The organism is Reyranella sp. CPCC 100927, from assembly GCF_007859315.1.
Classification (GTDB): Bacteria; Pseudomonadota; Alphaproteobacteria; order Reyranellales; family Reyranellaceae; genus Vineibacter.
On record NZ_VOHA01000001.1, the window covers coordinates 1,046,889 to 1,066,105 of the forward strand.

17 protein-coding genes are annotated in these 19,217 nt (G+C 67.6%); 9 read left to right on the plus strand and 8 right to left on the minus strand.

Annotated features, from left to right (window positions below):
• Positions 1-342: 342 nt before the first annotated feature.
• On the minus strand, positions 343-1,812 hold the full coding sequence (locus FQU96_RS04750) for an MFS transporter (protein ID WP_146539662.1): 1,470 nt from the start codon (positions 1,810-1,812) through the stop codon (positions 343-345).
• 88 nt (positions 1,813-1,900) lie between these two features.
• Here FQU96_RS04750 and FQU96_RS04755 point away from each other — a divergent pair, with 88 nt between their 5' ends.
• Complete coding sequence (locus FQU96_RS04755; RefSeq protein ID WP_146539663.1) at positions 1,901-2,545, plus strand: TetR/AcrR family transcriptional regulator; 645 nt, start codon at positions 1,901-1,903, stop codon at positions 2,543-2,545.
• Positions 2,546-3,510: 965 nt separating this feature from the next.
• Positions 3,511-4,029 carry an ankyrin repeat domain-containing protein gene (locus tag FQU96_RS04760; RefSeq protein ID WP_146539664.1) on the plus strand — a complete coding sequence of 173 codons (519 nt, stop codon included), beginning with the start codon at positions 3,511-3,513 and terminating at the stop codon, positions 4,027-4,029.
• Positions 4,030-4,480: 451 nt separating this feature from the next.
• Here FQU96_RS04760 and FQU96_RS04765 read toward each other — a convergent pair whose 3' ends face one another.
• Genes FQU96_RS04765 through FQU96_RS04780 form a run of 4 tightly spaced genes read right to left on the minus strand, consistent with a single transcriptional unit; the run spans position 4,481 to position 11,407 of the window.
• Positions 4,481-6,598 (minus strand): hypothetical protein, encoded by a 2,118-nt coding sequence (locus tag FQU96_RS04765; RefSeq protein ID WP_146539665.1) that lies wholly within the window; start codon positions 6,596-6,598, stop codon positions 4,481-4,483.
• Positions 6,595-9,432, minus strand: coding sequence for a DUF4159 domain-containing protein (locus FQU96_RS04770; protein ID WP_146539666.1), 2,838 nt, complete (start codon positions 9,430-9,432; stop codon positions 6,595-6,597). Before FQU96_RS04770 ends, FQU96_RS04765 begins: the two co-directional genes overlap by 4 nt.
• 52 nt (positions 9,433-9,484) lie before the next feature.
• Entirely contained in the window at positions 9,485-10,375 is an 891-nt protein-coding gene (locus tag FQU96_RS04775; RefSeq protein WP_146539667.1) for a DUF58 domain-containing protein, read from the minus strand.
• A gap of 9 nt (positions 10,376-10,384) precedes the next feature.
• Positions 10,385-11,407, minus strand: a complete 1,023-nt coding sequence (locus tag FQU96_RS04780) for a MoxR family ATPase (RefSeq protein ID WP_255467848.1) — start codon at positions 11,405-11,407, stop codon at positions 10,385-10,387.
• A 191-nt stretch (positions 11,408-11,598) separates the two neighbouring features.
• Between FQU96_RS04780 and FQU96_RS04785 the strand changes: the two genes are divergently transcribed.
• From FQU96_RS04785 to FQU96_RS04800, 4 genes are read left to right on the plus strand one after another with little or no spacing between them, the layout of a single operon-like run.
• Positions 11,599-12,234: a CoA pyrophosphatase gene (locus tag FQU96_RS04785; protein WP_178130311.1), complete on the plus strand. Its 636-nt coding sequence runs from the start codon at positions 11,599-11,601 to the stop codon at positions 12,232-12,234.
• 4 nt (positions 12,235-12,238) lie between these two features.
• Positions 12,239-12,508, plus strand: coding sequence for a hypothetical protein (locus FQU96_RS04790; RefSeq protein ID WP_146539669.1), 270 nt, complete (start codon positions 12,239-12,241; stop codon positions 12,506-12,508).
• A complete protein-coding gene (locus FQU96_RS04795; RefSeq protein ID WP_146539670.1) occupies positions 12,505-13,725 on the plus strand; it encodes a CCA tRNA nucleotidyltransferase in 1,221 nt (406 codons plus the stop codon). Before FQU96_RS04790 ends, FQU96_RS04795 begins: the two co-directional genes overlap by 4 nt.
• Complete coding sequence (locus tag FQU96_RS04800) at positions 13,722-14,153, plus strand: hypothetical protein (RefSeq protein ID WP_146539671.1); 432 nt, start codon at positions 13,722-13,724, stop codon at positions 14,151-14,153. Before FQU96_RS04795 ends, FQU96_RS04800 begins: the two co-directional genes overlap by 4 nt.
• Before the next feature lie 14 nt (positions 14,154-14,167).
• On the opposite strand, the gene FQU96_RS04805 is transcribed toward FQU96_RS04800, so the two are convergent.
• The 3 genes from FQU96_RS04805 to FQU96_RS04815 all read right to left on the minus strand — a co-directional run bounded on the left by FQU96_RS04805 (position 14,168) and on the right by FQU96_RS04815 (position 16,198).
• Positions 14,168-14,728: a hypothetical protein gene (locus FQU96_RS04805; protein WP_146539672.1), complete on the minus strand. Its 561-nt coding sequence runs from the start codon at positions 14,726-14,728 to the stop codon at positions 14,168-14,170.
• 76 nt (positions 14,729-14,804) lie between these two features.
• Positions 14,805-15,743 (minus strand): oxygen-dependent coproporphyrinogen oxidase, encoded by a 939-nt coding sequence (gene hemF / locus FQU96_RS04810; protein ID WP_146539673.1) that lies wholly within the window; start codon positions 15,741-15,743, stop codon positions 14,805-14,807.
• On the minus strand, positions 15,740-16,198 hold the full coding sequence (locus FQU96_RS04815; RefSeq protein ID WP_146539674.1) for a tRNA (cytidine(34)-2'-O)-methyltransferase: 459 nt from the start codon (positions 16,196-16,198) through the stop codon (positions 15,740-15,742). Before FQU96_RS04815 ends, hemF begins: the two co-directional genes overlap by 4 nt.
• Before the next feature lie 294 nt (positions 16,199-16,492).
• On the opposite strand from FQU96_RS04815, the gene petA reads away from it, so the two are divergent.
• From petA to FQU96_RS04830, 3 genes are read left to right on the plus strand one after another with little or no spacing between them, the layout of a single operon-like run.
• A complete protein-coding gene (gene petA, locus FQU96_RS04820; RefSeq protein WP_146539675.1) occupies positions 16,493-17,065 on the plus strand; it encodes a ubiquinol-cytochrome c reductase iron-sulfur subunit in 573 nt (190 codons plus the stop codon).
• 22 nt (positions 17,066-17,087) lie between these two features.
• The gene (locus tag FQU96_RS04825) at positions 17,088-18,353 is read left to right on the plus strand and encodes a cytochrome b N-terminal domain-containing protein (protein WP_146539676.1); all 1,266 of its coding nucleotides are present in this window, start codon (positions 17,088-17,090) and stop codon (positions 18,351-18,353) included.
• A gap of 13 nt (positions 18,354-18,366) precedes the next feature.
• Complete coding sequence (locus FQU96_RS04830; RefSeq protein ID WP_146539677.1) at positions 18,367-19,188, plus strand: cytochrome c1; 822 nt, start codon at positions 18,367-18,369, stop codon at positions 19,186-19,188.
• Positions 19,189-19,217 lie beyond the last annotated feature (29 nt).

Below are 19,217 nucleotides of genomic sequence, written 5' to 3' on the forward strand. Positions count from 1 at the left end.
AGCCCGGCGGTCCGGCGGCGGCGCGGCACCTGAGCCCCGTGCGCGCTGTGTCGTTGACAGATCCAAGGCGTCGTCGACCTCCTTGAGTAAGGCTTCGGTGAATGCGGTCGGTGTTCCGTCGCTGCGCTGTTTCTGGATCAGTCGTCGAAGAGCCCGTGCGCGTTTCAACAGGGCCGCTCGCCGATGATCTGACTCTTTCATTTTGCAGCCCCAGCACGAACAACATATGCGTGTGTCGTGATGATAATCCACCACCACGCGCTTGCCGGCTGAAGATCAGTCCAATTCGGAGTCGTCTCGCGTTCCTCATGGGTGCGCGGCGGTTTTGCCGACACGGCGCTGTCACGCTGTCCTGGTCCTGCGCCAGACGATCAGCGCGACGACGATCAGCAGGGCGGCGGCGGCGCCGACGACGCCGACAAAGGCCTGATCGAAGGCGGCGCGGGCGAGGGTCGTCAGTTCGCCCGCTTGCGCGGCCGGCAGCTGTTCCGCCATGAGAAGCGCTTCATCCAGGCTGTCACGCGCCCGCGATGTGGTCCCCTCGGGAAGAACCAGCGCTCGGGTATAGAGGGCCGACATCAGGCTGCCGAGGATGGCGATGCCGAGCGCGCCGCCCAGCTCGTAGGAGACTTCCTCGACGGAAGCCGCCATGCCGGCGCGCTCCTCGGGCGCCGACAGCATGATCACGCCCGATGCCGCCGTCATCGCGCCGCCGACGCCAACCCCCATGGCGGACATGGCGGTGACCCACATCCATTGCGCACCCTGGAAGGTGACAAGGTAAACGCCAAGAGCCGCGCCCATCAGCAGCAGAGAGGACCACAGCAGACGTTCGGCACCGATGCGGGGCAGCGCCAGGCCGCTGAGCGGCCCGGCGACGAATGCGGCGAGCGGGATCGGCAGGATCAACAGCCCGGCCTCCAGGGGCGACAGGCCAAGCACCAGCTGCAGCCGCTGGCTGAAAGCCAGTTCGATTCCGATCAAGGCCGCCGAAGCGACCAGCGCCGTCACGACACCGGCCGAGAAGCGGGGATTGGCAAACAGTGAAAAGTCGATCAGGGGCGTCCGGCTGCTCAGCTGGCGGTGCACAAAGACGGTCATGGCAGCAAGGCCGACGGCGAACGCGATCCCAGCAGCCAGCCAGGACGGGTCGCGCTTGCCGAACTCCTTGACGGCGTAGGTCAGGCCGATCAGTCCGATCATCGCCTGGATGGAGCCGACCAGATCCCAGGGCTGATTGCTGTTGCCCGGACGGCTCGCGATCAGTGCCGCGCCGGCCATCAGCGCCACGATCACCACCGGCACATTGATCAGGAAGACCGAGCCCCACCAGAAATGTTCAAGCAGCGCCCCGCCAACGACAGGCCCCAGTGCCGCGCCGCCCGAGGCGACCGCTGACCAGATGCCGATCGCGAAGGCGCGCTCCCTGTCATTGGTGAACGTCAGGCGGATCAACGACAGCGTGGCGGGCATCATCATCGCCGCGCCGACCGCCAGCAGCACGCGCGCCGCGACCAACATCGCGGCGGTCGGCGAAAAGGCGGCGCCCAGCGATGCGAGTCCGAAGACAGCCAGGCCGCTCAGGAACATGCGCTTGTGGCCCAGCCGGTCGCCCAATGCGCCGAGACCGGGCAGCAGGCCGGCGACCACCAGCGGATAGGCGTTGACGATCCAGAGCTTCTCGATCGCCGTGGCGGCAAGGTCGTGGGTCAACGTGGGCAGCGCGGTGTAGAGCACCGTCATATCGACGACGATCAGGAAGAGCGCACTGGAAACAACAGCCAGTACCAGCCAACGGCTGCCGGACGACATGGAGCATGATCCTTCAGTAACAAACGCGTTGCAGGCGTGCCCTGCCGCACCTATATAAATACGTACGTATTGAAATTGAAGGGGTGGAATGGCAGGACGGCCGCGCAGCATCGATCGCGACAAGGTTCTCGACGCCGCGGAGGCGATCGTGATGCAGGTGGGTGCGTCGCGGCTGACGTTCGACGCGGTGGCGAAGGCGGCAGGCATCACCAAGGGTGGGGTTCAATACTGCTTTGGCACCAAGGAGAACCTGATCCGGGCCATGATCACGCGCTGGAGTGACGTGTTCGAGGTCGAGGTGAGGGATCGTGCCGGCCCCGACCCGTCACCGGCTGCGGAGATCGACGCGCATCTGGCCGTGACGCAGGACAGCGACGAGGCCGATCACTCGCGCGCCGCCGTCATGATGACGGCCCTGCTGGAAGCGCCCGATCAGGTTGCCGCCACACGCGACTGGTACAACAAGCGAATGGCGCGGCTGGATTTGACGAACCCGGCGCACAGGAAATTGGCGGTGGCTTTTCTCGCCTGCGAAGGCGCCTTCCTGCTCAGGGCCTTGGGTTTGATGGAGGTGAACCAGAAGGCGTGGGACGTGCTGTTCGACGAAATGCTGGCCGTGGCGAGCAATGACAAGACGCAACGAATCAAATCGCCGTCGAGACGCCAGGCGCGGGCGCCGTCACGCCGTGTCTCAAGGAGCACACCGGCCAGAAGCGGCGCCAAGCCGGCGTAGCGCGGCGGACACGGACTGACAGCGCATGTAAGTCGATCCGGCCGGCGCTGCGCTGGCTGGTCACCATCGTTTCGAGCGCCGCGAGGAATCTTTCAGCGGTCTTCAGATCATCACGGCGGAAAGTCGCTCGTCGCCTGCCGCGCCCCCCTGCCGCCGTGAACTTCAACACGGCGGCGCCGCTCTCAAGCCCGGCAACGACGAAGGCCGAGGAAAGAAATAAGGGGGTCGGCCTGCCCCGGGGAAAAGGAAGAATGGTCAGGCCGACCCCATTGCATGGAATGAACGCCGCGATGCGCCAATCTGTTTTGCATCGAGCCAGTAGAACTATGCCTGCCGTTCAACACCCAGAGGTCTAAATCGCACCCAGCGTGGACCTGAATCAGGGCGCTGAAACGATCCAGCAGTCGGCCAGTTGATCCGATGTGCGTTGCTGCCGTGTGATACGGCTCGTGGGCGGTGGTGGGCCTGGACGACTACAGGCTGGCACAGAGGGGCGGCGGTACGCTCACGCGAGCGACCTTCGCAGCGTTCCCGACAATGAAAACGCGATGAATACAGGTTGCCAAGATGCGGTGGCTTCGTTCGCGCGTGCAGAGCACATCTGCCGGCTCGATGTATGCCAGATCGTTGCTGCCGCACGTGAACCCGGCGCTGGTCAGTGCCGATGCTGCTGTGGTGAGCGGCATCCCCGGTTGCACCAGCCGATTCACCTCAGCCTCGACACGATCCTGCGAGTCCGCCGAGCAGCCCGCCACGATGAGTGCAAGAAGGACGCCGGCCGGGGAAACCCGGGAGAAGAGCGGACGGCATCTGCACCGTGGTTCCACGACAGGCTCCTCTGTCACGCTGTGGCGTGGATGCGGCGAGCGTTCCAGATCGGCCGCGCTGTGACGCACTGGCAGCAGCGATGCCGTGTGCTAGGACGCTGACGCGTCGGCATCGCAAGCAGGGTTCGAGTCATGGTCATGCAAAACACGAAAACAGTGGCCGCAGCGTGGCGGTATGCAGTTACGGGATGCACGCTGGTGCTGATGGGCGTCATGCTCACGGCGCCGTCGGCCACTGCAGCGCCGCCGTCGGCAGCGGAATGCCGGAAGCTCAATCCGGCCGGCCGTGATTCGGGCGGCGACACGAATTTTTCGATCGCCGTGCGTGACCGGAAGATGGGCGTAGTCACGGCGATGATCGCCTGCGGCGCCGATGTGAACCTCAAGACCCAGGAAGGATGGACACCGCTGCACACGGCGGCTTATTTCGGCCCCGCAGCGATGATCGATCTGCTGGTGTCCAAAGGTGCCCAGGTCAACGCGCGCGGCGACTATGACGGCTGGACGCCGTTGCATATGGCAGCCTCGGCCGATGAGGATGCGGCCGTCGTGCAGGCGCTGCTGAAAGCCGGTGCCGACAGGACCCTCAAGAGCCAGTCCGGCAAGACTGCCCGCGAGATGGCTTCCAAGGCCGAGATCCAGGCAGTGCTGAAATAGCGGCGGCCGGCCCTGCAGATTCTGATTGTTCTTTTATAAAGAATATAATATAAGAATGAGGCGCGAGAAGCGCGCCTGCCGCCGGGGCAGTCCTGGGACGGACTGAACGGGCGTCTTCGCTGGGAGCGCGCCACTCCAGTGGCGCACTGGCCCGAAGGGCCAGATCATGATTTGGCGTCCGCGCCAATGCGCCACTGGAGCGGCGCGCTCCCAGCGAAAGCACGTGCCGTTTCGCTCCTTGTGGTCGGCGTCGCCGGCGGAGAACTCTGTCGAGGCGTCGGCCATGACCGATCGCCTTTCTGGCCGTTACTGGCCGCTATCTGCCGTCCGCTGGCCCATCGGCCGGCAGGGCGCCAACCCACGGAGATCAGCCGCAGAAACGACTTTCTGGCCGTATCTGCCCTTTCTGCCGCGACCTTTGCTCACACCAAGGCCACGCGGTGAGAAGCGTCTACTTGCCCTCGCGGAACCAGGCGAGCCCGATGCCCAGCAGGAAGGCGAGCGCGATCACCAGGCCGGGCAACAGCGGATAGCGGTTCACGCCGGTGACGGCGTAGCTCTCGTTGCGGCGCAGACCAATCCACGAGTCGCCATAGGCGATGCGGTTGGCCGCGACGCGCCGGACATCGGGATCGGGCACGTCGGCGAGCCAGATCACGCCGCCGCCCGCGGCGTCGGCCAGCGGCTTCATCTTGGCGGCGGTGGCGCGCACGTCGGAGAACTCCAGCGGGTCGGGGTTGCCCACCGCGGCCACGGTCTTGAGCTTGCCGTCGTCGAACTTGTAGAGGCCGGGCTTGTCGACCTGGATGGTGGCCGTCGCGCGGCCGGGCGCGATGGTGTTCAGCGTGATGGTGCGGCTCGAGCCGTCCGGCGCCGTCATCACCACCGGCGAAAACGAGTCGGCCAAGGTCTGGCGCTTGATCTCGATGCGGCCGCCGTGTGCGTTGGCACGCAGCGCCTCCTCCTCGAGGTCCGGCTCCTTCATCAGCCAGTGCGCGACGCGGCGCACCAGTTCGGCCTGCGGCCCGCCGCCCTCGATGCCGCGGTTCCACAGCCACAGATGATCCGACAGGATCTGCGCCACGCGGCCCTCGCCGACGCGGTCGAGCACCACCAGCGGCCTGTCGTCGGCGCCCGACAGCACCGTGACGCCCTTCTCGGCGCGCGCCGGCACCAGGCGGAACCAGCGACCCCAGCTCGGCTCCTGGCGCTGGATGTCGGCCGGGGCATCGATCGGCGCCGGAGCACCGGCCTGCGGCAGCTCGGCGGTCACCGGATGGCGATCGCCCAGGGTGGTGGGCTTGGGCTTGAAGCCGCGTTCGATCACGTCGCCGGCGGGCGGCGCCGGCAGCACGGCACCCAGCGGCGTGCGGTAGATCGAGCGCTGCGTGGCATAGACCGGGCCCACCGACAGCAAGAGCGCGCCGCCGCCGCGTACATAGTTGGCGATGTTGCCGAAGTACTCGCGCGTGATGATCGAGCCGGTCTCGTAGCGATCGAACACGATCAGGTCGAATTCCTTCAGCTTCAGGTCGAACAGCTCGCGCATCGGGAACTGGATCAGCGACAGCTCGCGCGTCGGCGTGAAATCGTCCTTCGACGGCGTGCGCAGGATGGTGAAATGCACCAGGTCGACGGCGGGATCGCCCTTCAGCAGGTTGCGCCAGGCGCGCTCGCCGGGATAGGGCTCGCCCGAGACCAAGAGCACGCGCAGGCGATCGCGCACGCCGTTCACCACGAACAGCGCCCGGTTGTTCTCCAGGGTCAATTCCTGCGTGCCGGGCGCCACCTCGACCTGCACGACGTTGGCGCCGCCGTTGGTGATCGGGATCTCGACCTCGATGGTGCGGCCGATCGGTGCGTTCAGCCGCAGCGGCTGTTCGCTGCCGACGGTGATGCTGACCGGGGCCGGGCCCTTGGCGCCCGGTGCCGAATCGTCGACCCGGAACTTGGCGGTGACGCTCTTGCCGACGACGCCGAACTTGGGCGCCTGCTCCAGCACCAGCAGCCGGTCGGCCTCGTTCTTGCGCCCGCTCAGCAGCACATGCGTCGGCGCCGTCGCCAGCTCGGGCGGGATCGGGTTGGGCACATCGTGCACCTGCCCGTCGGTGATCAGGATGATGCCGGCCAGCCGCTCGCGCGGGATGTCGACCAGGGCGTTGCGCAGGGCGCCGATCAGGCGCGTGCCGCCCAGGCTCTCGCTGCCCAGCTGCAGGCTGTTGGGCGGCAGCACCACCTCGCGGATCTCCAGGCCCTGCAAGGTGCCCAGGCGCTTGCGAAGCGCCTCGCGCGCGGCGGTGACCTGGGCACGGCGGTCATGGATCGACTGGCTGTCGCTGTCGTCGACCACGATCAGTGCCACGTCGTCGATGCCGCGGCGCTCTTCCTCGACCAGCGACGGGTTGGCCAGCGCCGCCAGCACGACGGCGACGGCGGCGATGCGCCACAGCACGCCGGTGGCGCGGCGCATCAGGCCGGCGACGGCGATCACGATGCCGATCACGCCGAAGAGCAGCAGCACTTCCCACGGCAGCAGCGGATCGAAGGCGATGCTGGCGCTGGAGGTCATCGACGCAGCCTCTGCATGATATCGTTCAGATGAACGCCATCGTCCTTGTAGTTGCCGGTCAGCGCGTACATCACGACGTTGACGCCGAAGCGGTAGGCCATCTCGCGCTGGTTCTCGCCGCCGGGCGCCACCGGGAACATGCCGCGTCCGGCCGACTCCATGGCCCAGGCGCCGGCATAGTCGTTGGCGCCGACGATGATGGCGGCGACGCCGTCATTGATGCGCCCGTTGCCGGCCTCGATCCACAGTCGCCCGCCGGCCCAGCGGCCCGGCATGTCGGACAGCAGGTAGAACGACTTGGTCAGCACGTGATCCTGCGGCATGGCGACCAGCGGCGGCACGTCAACGGCGCGCAGCAGGCGCTTGAGGTCGACGTTGGTGCCGCCGCGGCCCAGGGTGATGTGCTGGTCGCGCGTGTCGAAGAACAGGATGCCGCCCGATTTCATGTGACGGTCGACGTTGGCGGCGGCGGCCGTCGACAGCGCCGGCTGGTCCGGCGTGATCGGCCAGTAGACGAACGGATAGAGCCGCAGGTCGTCTTTTTCGATGTCGACGCCGATGGGCTCGCCCGGTTCCACCGAGGTGCGCGCGCGCAGGATCTCGCCCAGGCCCTCCAGGCCGGCGCGGCTCACCTCGTCGACCTCGCGGTTGCCGGTGATCACGTAGGCCAGCCGTGTTTCCAGGGTCGCGCGCAGGATCGCATCGTCGGCGGGCTTGGCTTGCGGCGGCGGTTGCGGTCGCGGCGGTGTGGGCTGTTGCTGCGGCGGCTTGGACTGCGGCGCCGGCTTGGGCTGCGGCGCCGGCTTGGGCTGCGGCTGCTGCGCCTGGACCTCGCCCGGTGTCGCGCCAGCGGCGATGCCGACCGCCATCACGATGGCGGTCGCTGCACGGCCCAGGCGACGCCCCGGCATCGGCAACAGGCCGCGCAGCAGCAGCGCGATCAGGAAGTCGAGCAGCAGCAGTGCCAGCGCCGCGGCCAGGAACCAGCGGCTGAGATCGGTCTCGCCTTCCTCGGAAAGCCGGTCGGTGGCGACGCCGCCGGGCAGGCTGCCGAGCGGGGCCGGTGCGTCGACGCGCCCGCCGAGGTTGAACGCTACCTGCGCCGACTGATCGCCATAGAGGCCCGGCGGCGTCACCGGCCGCGGCCGAAACGTCTGCAGGGCATCCGGCGGCAGCGGCAGGGTGCCCAGCGCCGGCGCCACCAGCTTGCCGTAGCCATCCAGGGCCCGCCACGGCTTCAGCTGCTGGGCGACACCGTCGCCGGCGACACCGCGGCTCAGTTGGACCAGTCGTTGCAGCATGTCGACGAACATGCCCGACAGCGCCAGGTTGCTCCAGCCGGTGTTGGCCGTGGTGTGCACCAGCACGAGATAGCCCTGGCCGCGCTTCTCGCCGGTGACCAGCGGCGTGCCGTCGGTCAGGCGCGCCCAGGTCTTGTCGGCGACGTCGGGACCGGGTTCGGCCAGCACCTGCTGCTGGATACGCACGTCGGGGGCAACCGTCAGGCCGGCGAACGGGCTGGTGGCCGGGAACTCGGCCAGGGTCGCGGGCTGGCCCCAGCTCATGGCGCCGCCCAGCGCGCGGTCGCCCAGGCGCAGCTTCACCGGTATCAGGGTGTCGTCTTCCGTGGCCGCCAGCCGCGGCCCCGCGAAACGCACCAGCACGCCGCCCTTCTCGATCCAGTCCGCCATCGCCGCGCGATCCTCGGGGCCGGGCGAGGCGCCGTCGGGGACCAGCAGGATCGCCATGCGCTGGCCCAGCAGCGCGGCGCGATCGCCGATCGTGACCGAGGCATAGGGCTCCAGCGCGCGCTCCAGGAAGAAGACCTCCTGCAACAGCGGCTGGCCGCTCGCGGTCTGGCGCTCGCCCACGATGCCCACCGGCCGGCGGCGGAAGCGTTCGTCGAGCAGGACGGCGGCGCCGGCGCTCGACTGGCCCTCGATGTCGAGCCGCGCGATGCGGTTGCGCAATTCGGTCGGCGTGTCGATGGTGGCCGTCGCCTCGGTGGCGGTGGGCGCGAAATCCAGCATGGTGCGTGCCACGATGGCGCCGCGGTCGTCCGAGCCCTGGACCGCGATGCGCCGCGGTCCGTCGCCCGATGCGCGCAGCGCCTTGACCTTGAGTTCGCGTCCGCCGGCCTCCGGCTGCAGCAGGACCAGCGCGACGCGCGACGACTCGGGCTGCACGACTTCCAGCGAGCCCATCTTCAGCGCCCGCTCGGCGGCGCTGCGCAGATCCTTGCTGTCCAGGCCGTCGCTCAGCCAGACGATATGGACCGGCGTCGGCAGGCGCAGCTTCTCGAGCTCGGCCATGGCAGCGTTGCGGTCGGTCGGCCACGGTTTGGGCTTCAGCGCCCGCAGCGCCGCGCGCGCTTCCTCGGGCCGCAGCAGGCCGCGCTTGGCCTGGGCTTCGTCCAACGCCGATGGCGCGGTCGACACGATCGCCACCGGGCGGTTGGCGCGCTCGGCGCGCTCGGTCAGGCGCTCGGCGTGGCGTTGCAGCACGCTCCAGTTCGGCGCCGCGCCCCAGCCGTCGTCGATCACCAGCACCAGCGGGCCCTGGCCGCCCAACTCGGCCGCCGGGTTGAGCAGCGGCCGGGCCAGCGCGAGAATCAGCAGGCTCACCAGCAGCAGGCGCAGGATCAGCAGCCACAGCGGAATGCGCACGGGCGTCCGTTGCGGCGGCTCCAGCCCCAGCAGCAGGCGGATGGCGGGGAACTGCACCAGCTTGGGCGCCGGCGGCAGCAGCCGCAGCAGCCAGTAGATCACCGGCAGCGCCACCAGCAGCGACAACATCCACGGCGTGGCGAACGCCAGGGCGCCCAGGCTCAGCATGACGTTACTCCCTGCCCCACGCAGTGGGGGAGGAAAAACAACAACCGGCCCTTCACGCCCGCCTCCCGGTATCCGCCATCGCCATGTAGAGCGACAGCAGCGCCGTTTCGGGCGAACGATCGGTGCGGTGCGGGCGCCAGGTCCAGGCCACCGATTGTGCGATGCGCTGCAGTCCTTCCTTTTGCGCCACCAGGCGCGCCTGATAGGCCTCGCGGACGGCCTCGACCTTGCGGATCGTGTGGTCGCCCTCGCGCTCGAGTCCGGAGAACTTCACGTGCCCATCATACGGCAGGTCTTCCTCCGCCGGATCGAGCACCTGCACCAAATGTCCGTGAACGCCGTGCGCGGCATAGTGGCGCACGACGGCCTCGATCTGCTCCAGGGGGTCGAGCAGATCGCCGATCAGCACCACGTGGCCGTGCGCCGGCAGCGGCACGCGCGGCGGCGTGCTTTCGTTGGCGCCCAGCAGGGCATTGTCACTCAGTGTGCCGACCAGCCGCCGGGGCACCGCCCGGCCCGACGAAGGGCGATCGTTGCCGCCCAGCAGGGCGACGCGTTCGCCGGCATCGACCAGCAAGGTCGACAGCGCCAGCAGCAGCACCTCGGCGCGATGCTTCTTCTTGGGAACATTGCGGCCCGAGGCGAAGTCCATCGACGGCGAGCCGTCGCGCCACAGCCAGACGCTGGCGGCCGCCTCCCACTCGGTCTCGCGGACATAGACCGCGCGGCTCTTGGCGGTCTGGCGCCAGTCGATGCGGTTGATGGCGTCACCGGGCCGGTACTGGCGGAACTGCCAGAAGGCATCGCCCTGGCCGACACGCCGCCGTCCGTGCACGCCCTGCATCACGGTCGAGGCCACGCGCTGGGCAGCGACCAGCAGCGGCGGCAGCGCCGAGGCGAGCCGGGCGGCGTCGGTGAGAGAGGAGGTGGCGGCAGCGGCCATGGAGCGCCTTTACGCCAGCTTGGCGCAGAGCTTGCCGATGACGCTGTCGACGGTAACGCCCTCGGCGCGGGCGGCGAAGTTCGTCGCCATGCGGTGGCGCAGCACCGGGCCGGCCAGCGCGACGATATCGTCGATCGACGGCGCCAGGCGGCCCTGCAGCACGGCGCGCGCCCGCGAGGCCAGCATCAGAGCCTGGCTGGCGCGCGGGCCGGGGCCCCAGGCGACATGCTTCTTGATGTCGTCGAGGTCGGTGCTGTCGGGGCGGCCGGCGCGGACCAGGGTCAGGATCGCATCGACGACCTTGTCGCCAATGGGCACGCGGCGGATCAGCGCCTGGGCCGATTGCAGGTCGGCTGCGGTCAGCACGCGCTCGGCCTGCGGCTGGCGCGAACCGGTGGTGACGATCATCATCTGGCGCTCGGCGGCCTCGTCGGGATAGCCGACGTCGACCTGCAACAGGAAGCGGTCGAGCTGTGCTTCGGGCAGGGGGTAGGTGCCTTCCTGCTCCAGCGGGTTCTGGGTCGCCAGCACGTGGAACGGCCGCGGCAGGTCATGGCGCTTGCCGCCCACCGACACGTGGTATTCCTGCATCGACTGCAGCAGGGCCGACTGGGTCCGGGGGCTGGCGCGGTTGATTTCGTCGGCCATCAGCAGCTGGGCGAACACCGGCCCCGGGATGAACCGGAAGGCGCGGCGGCCGGCGGCGTCCTCCTCGAGCACCTCCGACCCCAGGATGTCGGCCGGCATCAGGTCGGGTGTAAATTGCACGCGACGTGCATCCAGGCCCAGGACAGTGCCCAGGGTCTCGACCAGTTTGGTCTTGGCCAGGCCCGGCAGGCCGACCAGCAGCAGGTGGCCGCCCGAGAGGAGCGCGATAAGTGTTTGATCGATAACGTCTCTCTGGCCATATATGACCTTGCCGACGCTGTCGCGGACGGCACGCAGCTTGCCGCCCAGCGCCTCGATGTCCCGCAGCACGGCTTCGGGATCGGTAGGGGCGCCGGTGAACGGGGGCGGGAGGTCGGTTTGCACGCGGAGACTCCAGGGTTCTGGGCGGACGCCGTCGGCGTCGCGGCACGTCAGGTGATCAGGGAACTGTATCGCACTCGACGCCGAAAACTGCACGCGGACGATCAGATGGAAAATTGCAAACCACGCGCCATCCATCAAATGACGATTGCGCGGGTATCACGACTATGGGACCGCGGGAATCAGGCGAAGGCATGACAATGACACGTGATGACGTGCGGCGGCGGTTGCAAGCCCGCAACGATGCGATTGCCGCCGGCCGGGTGGTGCCGCCGCCCTATGTCGGCAGCGATTTTGCCCTGAACAACGCCGACCGGCCGCCCGAAAACCTGCGACCGGCCGCCGTCCTGGTGCCGCTGGTCGATCACGCTACCGGCCTCACTGTCCTGCTGACACAGCGCACGGCCGACATGCCCAGCCACGCCGGCCAGATCGCCTTCCCCGGCGGCCGGCGACAGATCGAGGATCCCGATCTCATCGCCACGGCGCTGCGGGAGACCGAGGAGGAAATCGGCGTCGGTCGCGATCATGTGGATGTCATCGGCTCCCTGGATAACTACGTGACCGGCACCGGGTTCCTGATCACGCCCGTGGTCGGGTTCGTGGCGCCGCCGTTCGAGCTGAAACCCGATCCCCGGGAAGTCGCGGACATCTTCGAGGTACCGTTGGACTTCTTCCTCGATCCGGCCAATCACCACGTCCATTCGCGCACGTGGCAGGGCCGTGAGCGGCGGTATTACGCCATGCCCTACGGAGAGCGCTACGTGTGGGGTGCCACCGCCGGCATGCTCAAGAACTTGTGGCGGATTCTGTCGGATACGCCGGAGTGAACCCATGCGCGCCGCGCTGATTCTGGTCCTCGCCCTGGTCGGACCGATCGTCCTCTATTTCCTGTGGGCATGGGCCGTCGCCGTCAAGCGCGAGCGCAAGCTCAAGGGCACGCTGCCGGCGTGGCAGGACCTGCCGTGGACGAACCTGCTGATCGCGGGCCTGCTGCTCGCCATCGTGGGCGTGCTGTCGCTGTATTTCATCGATGACCGCAAGGGCGGGCTGCTGGGCAGCAGTTACCCCTCACCTTCCGGGGGAACGGTAGAGTCATCATGAGCCCTAACGGCCGCCTCGATGTCCAACCATGGATGCGCGATCCGCGCACCCAGCGCATGCTGAATGCGCTCGCGCACGACGGTATCACTGCGCGCTTCGTCGGCGGCTGCGTGCGCGATGCGTTGTGCGCGAAGGCTGTCGTCGATGTCGATCTTGCCATCGATCGGCCACCCGAAGCGGCCGTCAAGGCCCTGGAACGGGCGCGCATCAAGGTGGTTCCGACCGGGCTGAAGCACGGCACCATCACAGCGGTTGCCGGTGGCCGTCCCTACGAGATCACCACCCTGCGTCGTGACGTGCAGACCGACGGACGCCACGCCGTCGTGGCGTTCACCGACGATTGGCGCGCCGATGCGGCGCGGCGCGATTTCACCATCAACGCCATGTTCGGCGATGCGTCGGGCAACCTGTGGGACTTCTTCGACGGGCGTGGCGACCTGGCCGCCGGCCGCGTGCGTTTCGTCGGCGACCCCGCCGTTCGCATCGACGAGGATGTGCTGCGCATCCTGCGCTTCTTCCGCTTCTACGCCTGGTACGGCCAGGCGCCGGTCGACGCTGCGGGCCTGGCGGCGTGCCGTGCGGCCGCCGACAAGCTGCGCAACCTGTCCGCCGAACGCGTGCGCAAGGAACTGCTGAAGCTGCTGGAGGCGGCCGATCCCGCCGGCACGATCGAAACGATGGCGGCCAGCGGCCTGTTTGCGCACTGGCTGCCCGAGTATGACGGCACGGCGCTGTTGCAGCGTGTCGTTGCCAATGAACGCGCGGCAGCGATGTCGGATGGGCTGCGGCGTCTTGCGGCGATCATCGGCACGGCGGGAGACGCCACGGTGATCGGCAAGCGCCTGCGGCTGTCGACGCAGGAGTCTCTGCGGTTGACCGTCATGCTGGCCATTGATCCGGTGATCGACGTCGCGCACGGTCCGGCCATGATGCGCCGCCAGATCTACCATCTCGGCAACGCGCTCTACGTCGATCGCCTGATGCGGCTGGCGGATAGCGGATGGCGGGAAGCCTATCGGTTGGCCACGACCTGGACGCCACCGGAGCTGCCGATCTCGGGCGGCGATGTGTTGAAGGCCGGCGTGCCGGCGGGGCGCCGCGTGGGCGCGCTGGTGGCAGCCGTCGAGGGCTGGTGGATCGACAACGATTTCGCCGCCGATCGCGCCGCCTGTCTGGCCGAGTTGCGTCGCCGCGTCGATCTGGGTGAGGGCGCATGATCCGGCCCGGGCTGGCGCTGGTGTTGTGGCTGGCGACCGCGGTGTTGTTGGTCGCCAACCACACGATCGGCGACACGCTGATTGCCACCGCGATCGGTCCGCGCGACGCGGCCTGGTACAAGGTCCTGCTGCCGCTGCCCTACGTGGCGCTGATGGCCGTGATCCATGCGCGCCGGACCGTGGGGCCGGCCTGGCAAGCCGGGGCGCTGGTCGCCGGCCTCCTGTGGTCGACCTCGACAGTGGTGCTCGACGCTGTCTATGGCCGCCTCACCTACGGCGAGAGTGTCGAGGCGATCCTCGATCGCTACGCGCTGCTGGACGGCGCGCCGTGGCCGATCCTGCTGTTGGCGCAGCTCGTGCTGCCCTGGCTGTGCGGCTTGGTCATCGCCATACGCAAACGGCCCGCCGATGCGGCGGGCCGTTCATGACCGATCGATGCTGGTTATTGTTTCTTGGCCAAGGTCCCGGTTGCCGTGCGACGGATCGCGCCATCGACCGTGCTGCGGAAGGCCAGCAGCAGGTTCTTGCCTTGCAGCGTGCGGGTCCAGGCGTTGAGGATGTAGCCGCCGCTTTCGCTGATGGTCAGTGAGTAGACCGTGAGCGCGTTGCCGTCGATGCTGGACCAGTACTGGGTCTGACCCTGCATCAGGTCGGCTTCCGGCCCCTTGAATAGCTTGCCGTTCACCGTCGGCTGGAACACCACGGTCTGGCTCTGGGCCTTCGGGTTGGTCTGGCCGTCGTTGACCCGGAAGTCGATGCTCGACCAGATCACCTTGAAGTTGTCGCCGTCCTTGGCGACGTCGACGTCGTAGTCGCGCTGCGTCACCTTGGACTGCTTGCCGCCCACCAGTTCGGACACGCCCGTGCCGGCATACACGCCCACGAACGGCTCGATCGGGTGCTTCTCGGGCTTAACCGGATCATCGGCGGCCAGGGCCGCGCCGCCGGCGGCGAGGGTCGTCGCGATCAGCGCTGCCGTCAGCGCACGCCGTGTCCAGCTCATCCATGCCTCCCACGCAAAAACTGCCTGATGGCAGTCTACCGCGTGGCGGTGGCGAGGGTAAAGCCGGGTAGGCGGTCTACCACTTCACTTCCGGCGGCATGGTCATCAGGATCGCCTCGGTGTTGCCGCCGGTCATCAGGCCGAACCGGGTACCACGATCATGCAGGAGGTTGAATTCGACATAGCGGCCGCGGCGGCGCAGCTGATGCTCACGCTCCGCCTCGGTCCACGGGGCATCCTGATGGCGTCGTACGATGGCGGGGTAGATGTCGAGGAAGGCCTCGCCCACGGCGCGGGTGAAGGCGAAATCGCGGTCGCGGTCGCCGCTGTCGAGATAGTCGTAGAAGATGCCGCCCACGCCGCGCGGCTCGCCGCGGTGGGGCAGGAAGAAGTAGTCATCGCACCACGCTTTGTAGCGCGGGTAGTAGGCAGGATCGAAGCGATCGCAGGCGCCGCGCAGGGCGCCGTGGAAAGCGGCGGTGTCGCCGGTGTCGGGGACGATCGGCGTCAGGTCGGCGCCGCCGCCGAACCAGGCCCGGGTGGTGACGACGAAGCGGGTGTTCATGTGCACCGCCGGCACGTGCGGCGAGCGCATATGCGCCACCAGGGAGATGCCGGACACCCAGAAGCGCGGATCCTGCGCCGCGCCGGGGATCTGCTGGCGGAACTCGGGCGAGAATTCGCCGTGGACGGTGGAAACGTTGACGCCGACCTTCTCGAACACGCGGCCGCGCATGATCGACATCATGCCGCCGCCGCGGTCGCCACCATCCTGGTGATCGTCGGGAGATCCGGCGCGCTGCCATGCCTTGCGCTCGAAGCGTCCGGGCGGCAACTCGCGGAAGGTGCCTGCCAACGCGTCTTCCAGGGTCTCGAAGGCAGCGCAGAGGCGGTCGCGCAGCCCTTCGAACCAGGCGCGCGCCGCCTGCTTGCGGCTCTCGATGTCGCTGCCCAGCGGTGATGGCTGGGCGACGGGGCTCCGGTCGGGGTTGGCGGCGGGTGTCTGGGCGGTCATGTCAGTGCAGCATATCCGTCTGTCTGGCGCAGCGCTTCGCTCAATACCATTGCCGCGGCGAGGGTCACATTGAGGGAGCGCAGGCCATGTTGCATCGGCAGCCGCAGGCGGATATCGGCGGCGGCGTGGACATCCGACGGCACGCCGGCGCTTTCGCGGCCCACCATCACCGTATCATCGGCGCGGAACGCCAACTGTGGGAACTGGTGGTCGCCCGCCGTCGTCAGCAGGATCAGGCGGCCAGGCCCGCGCGTCCGCTGAAACGCGTCCCACGAACTGTGGCGCACCAGCCGCACGTGGTCGATGTAGTCCATGCCGGCTCGCCGCAGGCGGCGATCGTCGACGGGAAAGCCGCAGGGTTCGATGAGATCGACGCTCACGCCGAGGCAGGCGGCGAGGCGCAGCATGGCGCCGACGTTGGGCGCGATGTCCGGCTGATAGAGGGCGAGGTTCATGGGCGGCTCGTCTATCGCGCGGCGGGCACCGGCACCAGCCTGTCCCCATCAGCGACATCACGCCCGCTTGGCGACCGCCGCGCGGCGGTCTAAACGCCGCAGGCGGCGCGGCTGCATGACTTGTGCGGGCATCTCTCGTGATGTTTGCATGATCGTGCGTCATCCTGCCGCATGTGCGCTGCGAAACGTCACTCGGGTGCGGGTAACAAACCCTTGAACCGAGAGGGGCTTTCCGCTTCATTACGGCCGCTTTTTCCGGGCGGTCCGCCCGTCCGCGATTGGGGACAAGTTCTGATGGCAACTTCCAGCAAATCGGCGACGATGCCAGGCGGCGCCGGTCACGGCGACGGTGTGACCCGGCGTGATTTCTTGTTCGTTGCGGCCGGCGCCACCGGTGCGGTGGGGGTTGCCGCAACGGCATGGCCGTTTCTCAACAATATGAACCCCGCCGCCGATGTGCTGGCGCTCGCCTCAGTCGAGCTGTCGCTCAACGGCATCCAGGTCGGCCAGGCGATCAAGGTGAGCTGGCGCGGCAAGCCGGTCTTCGTCCGTCGCCGCACGCCGGAGGAGATCAAGGCGGCCCGCGACGTCGACTGGCACACGCTGCCCGATCCGCAGGACGACGCCACGCGCGTGCAGAAGGGCAAGGACGAGTGGCTGATTCTGATCGGCGTTTGCACGCATCTGGGTTGCATTCCGCTCGGCACGGCGCAAGGCGAGCCGCGCGGCGACTACAACGGCTGGTTCTGCCCGTGCCACGGTTCGCACTACGACACGTCGGGACGTATCCGGAAGGGACCGGCACCCAAGAACCTTGAGCTGCCGTCGTATACGTTTGCAACCGACACCACCGTCAAGATCGGCTGAGCGGGCCGGAGGGGAACTGGACATGGCCTCGACGCAAGGCGTACCGCCGGCCTTCAACAACACGGTCATCAAGTGGATCGACAAGCGGCTGCCGATCTTCACGTTCATGCACCACGAGTACGGCGTGTTTCCCACGCCGCGGAATTTTAACTACTGGTGGAGCTTCGGCGGCATCGCCATGGTGATGCTGATCACCATGATCGCCACCGGCATCGTGTTGGCGATGAACTACACGCCGCACGTGGACCACGCCTTCAATTCGGTCGAACGCATCATGCGCGACGTGCCGCAGGGCTGGCTGATCCGCTACATGCACATGAACGGCGCGTCGTTCTTCTTCATCGCCGTCTTCATCCACATCTTCCGCGGCATGTACTACGGCTCGTACAAGAACCCACGCGAGCTGTTGTGGATCCTGGGTGTCGTCATTCTGCTGCTGATGATGGCCACGGCCTTCATGGGCTACGTGCTGCCGTGGGGCCAGATGAGCTTCTGGGGCGCCACTGTCATCACCAACCTGTTCTCGGCCATCCCCGTCATCGGCAACGATATCGTGACCTTCCTGTGGGGCGGTTTCTCGGTCGACAACCCGACGCTGAACCGCTTCTTCTCGCTGCACTACCTGCTGCCGTTCGTCATCGTCGGCGTCGTGGTGCTGCACATCGCGGCCATGCATGTCGCCGGGTCCAACAACCCGATCGGCATCGACCCCAAGGGTCCGCAGGACACGCTGCCGTTCAGCCCGTACTACGTCACCAAGGACGGCTTCGCGGTCGTGATCTTCATCACGATCTACGCGGCGTTCGTCTTCTTCTCCCCCGACTTCTTCGGCGAGGCCGACAACTACATCCCGGCCAACCCGTTGCAGACACCGGCGCACATCGTGCCGGAATGGTACTTCCTGCCGTTCTACGCCATCCTGCGCAGCATTCCCGACAAGCTGGGCGGCGTGATTGCGATGTTCGGCTCGATCGGCGTGCTGTTCCTGTTGCCCTGGCTCGATACAGCCAAGGTGCGCTCGGCACGGTTCCGTCCGACCTTCAAGTGGTTCTTCTGGCTGTTCCTGATCGTCTGCCTGATCCTGGGCTGGGTCGGCGGCAACGCGGCGGACGCCGAGTTGAAGGTCGGCGGCATGCACATCCCGCTGCTGTGGATCGGCCGGTTGGCGACTGCCTACTACTTCTTCCACTTCCTGATCCTGTTGCCGATCCTCGGCAAGATCGAACGGCCGCTGCCTTTGCCTGCCAGCATCGCCGACTCAGTGCTCAAGCCGGCTGTGGCCAGGTAAGGGGGATCGCACGATGCGCAAGTTGTTCGCCACCGGCGCTCTTATCCTGCCGCTGCTCACGGCCTCGGCGGCGCCGGCAATGGCTGAAGGCGGCCATGGTCCGGCGCTGCTGCCGGCGACCTTCTCCTTCGAGGGGCCGTTCGGCACTTACGATCGCGGCGCCGCCCAGCGCGGCTTCCAGATCTACAAGGAAGTCTGCTCAGCCTGCCATTCGCTGTCGCTGGTTTCCTATCGCAACCTGATGGACCTCGGCCTCAGCGAGGCGGCGGTGAAGGGCATCGCCGCCGACGTGCAGGTCAACGACGTCAACGACAAGGGCGAGACCATCGAGCGGCCGGGCAAGCCATCCGACCGCTTCAAGAAGCCGTTCCCCAACGAGGCAGCGGCCGCGGCCGCCAATGGCGGCGCGGCGCCGCCCGATCTGAGCCTGATCATCAAGGCTCGGCCCAACGGCGCGCGTTACGTCTTCTCGCTGCTGCAGGGCTACGTCGAGGACGTCGACAAACTCCCAGCCCCGGAGAAGGCGGCGCTCGGCCTAGCCAAGGACTACAAGCTCGAGGACGGCAAGAGCTTCAACAAGTACTTCCACCCCGGCGAGCAGGGCTACAAGATCGGCATGGCCAAGCCGCTGAACGATGGCCAGATCACCTACGTCGACGGCGCCAAGAACGATCTGGCGTCCATGTCACGCGACGTGGTGACGTTCCTGGCCTGGGCGGCCGAACCGAAGATGGAGGAACGCAAGCGCACCGGTGTGCGCGTGATCCTGTTCCTGCTGATCTTCGCCGGCATGATGTACGCGGTAAAACGCAAGGTCTGGGCCAACGCGCATTGAGCGTCGCCCACGCGTGACGCATCCTTCGC

Excerpts from the sequence above, each read along its gene's own strand:
- FQU96_RS04750 (WP_146539662.1), bottom strand. The coding sequence starts at position 1,812 with ATGTCGTCCGGCAGCCGTTGGCTGGTACTGGCTGTTGTTTCCAGTGCG.
- FQU96_RS04755 (WP_146539663.1), top strand. The coding sequence starts at position 1,901 with ATGGCAGGACGGCCGCGCAGCATCGATCGCGACAAGGTTCTCGACGCC.
- FQU96_RS04760 (WP_146539664.1), top strand. The coding sequence starts at position 3,511 with ATGCAAAACACGAAAACAGTGGCCGCAGCGTGGCGGTATGCAGTTACG.
- FQU96_RS04765 (WP_146539665.1), bottom strand. The coding sequence starts at position 6,598 with ATGACCTCCAGCGCCAGCATCGCCTTCGATCCGCTGCTGCCGTGGGAA.
- FQU96_RS04770 (WP_146539666.1), bottom strand. The coding sequence starts at position 9,432 with ATGCTGAGCCTGGGCGCCCTGGCGTTCGCCACGCCGTGGATGTTGTCG.
- FQU96_RS04775 (WP_146539667.1), bottom strand. The coding sequence starts at position 10,375 with ATGGCCGCTGCCGCCACCTCCTCTCTCACCGACGCCGCCCGGCTCGCC.
- FQU96_RS04785 (WP_178130311.1), top strand. The coding sequence starts at position 11,599 with ATGACAATGACACGTGATGACGTGCGGCGGCGGTTGCAAGCCCGCAAC.
- FQU96_RS04790 (WP_146539669.1), top strand. The coding sequence starts at position 12,239 with ATGCGCGCCGCGCTGATTCTGGTCCTCGCCCTGGTCGGACCGATCGTC.
- FQU96_RS04795 (WP_146539670.1), top strand. The coding sequence starts at position 12,505 with ATGAGCCCTAACGGCCGCCTCGATGTCCAACCATGGATGCGCGATCCG.
- FQU96_RS04800 (WP_146539671.1), top strand. The coding sequence starts at position 13,722 with ATGATCCGGCCCGGGCTGGCGCTGGTGTTGTGGCTGGCGACCGCGGTG.
- FQU96_RS04805 (WP_146539672.1), bottom strand. The coding sequence starts at position 14,728 with ATGAGCTGGACACGGCGTGCGCTGACGGCAGCGCTGATCGCGACGACC.
- hemF (WP_146539673.1), bottom strand. The coding sequence starts at position 15,743 with ATGACCGCCCAGACACCCGCCGCCAACCCCGACCGGAGCCCCGTCGCC.
- FQU96_RS04815 (WP_146539674.1), bottom strand. The coding sequence starts at position 16,198 with ATGAACCTCGCCCTCTATCAGCCGGACATCGCGCCCAACGTCGGCGCC.
- petA (WP_146539675.1), top strand. The coding sequence starts at position 16,493 with ATGGCAACTTCCAGCAAATCGGCGACGATGCCAGGCGGCGCCGGTCAC.
- FQU96_RS04825 (WP_146539676.1), top strand. The coding sequence starts at position 17,088 with ATGGCCTCGACGCAAGGCGTACCGCCGGCCTTCAACAACACGGTCATC.
- FQU96_RS04830 (WP_146539677.1), top strand. The coding sequence starts at position 18,367 with ATGCGCAAGTTGTTCGCCACCGGCGCTCTTATCCTGCCGCTGCTCACG.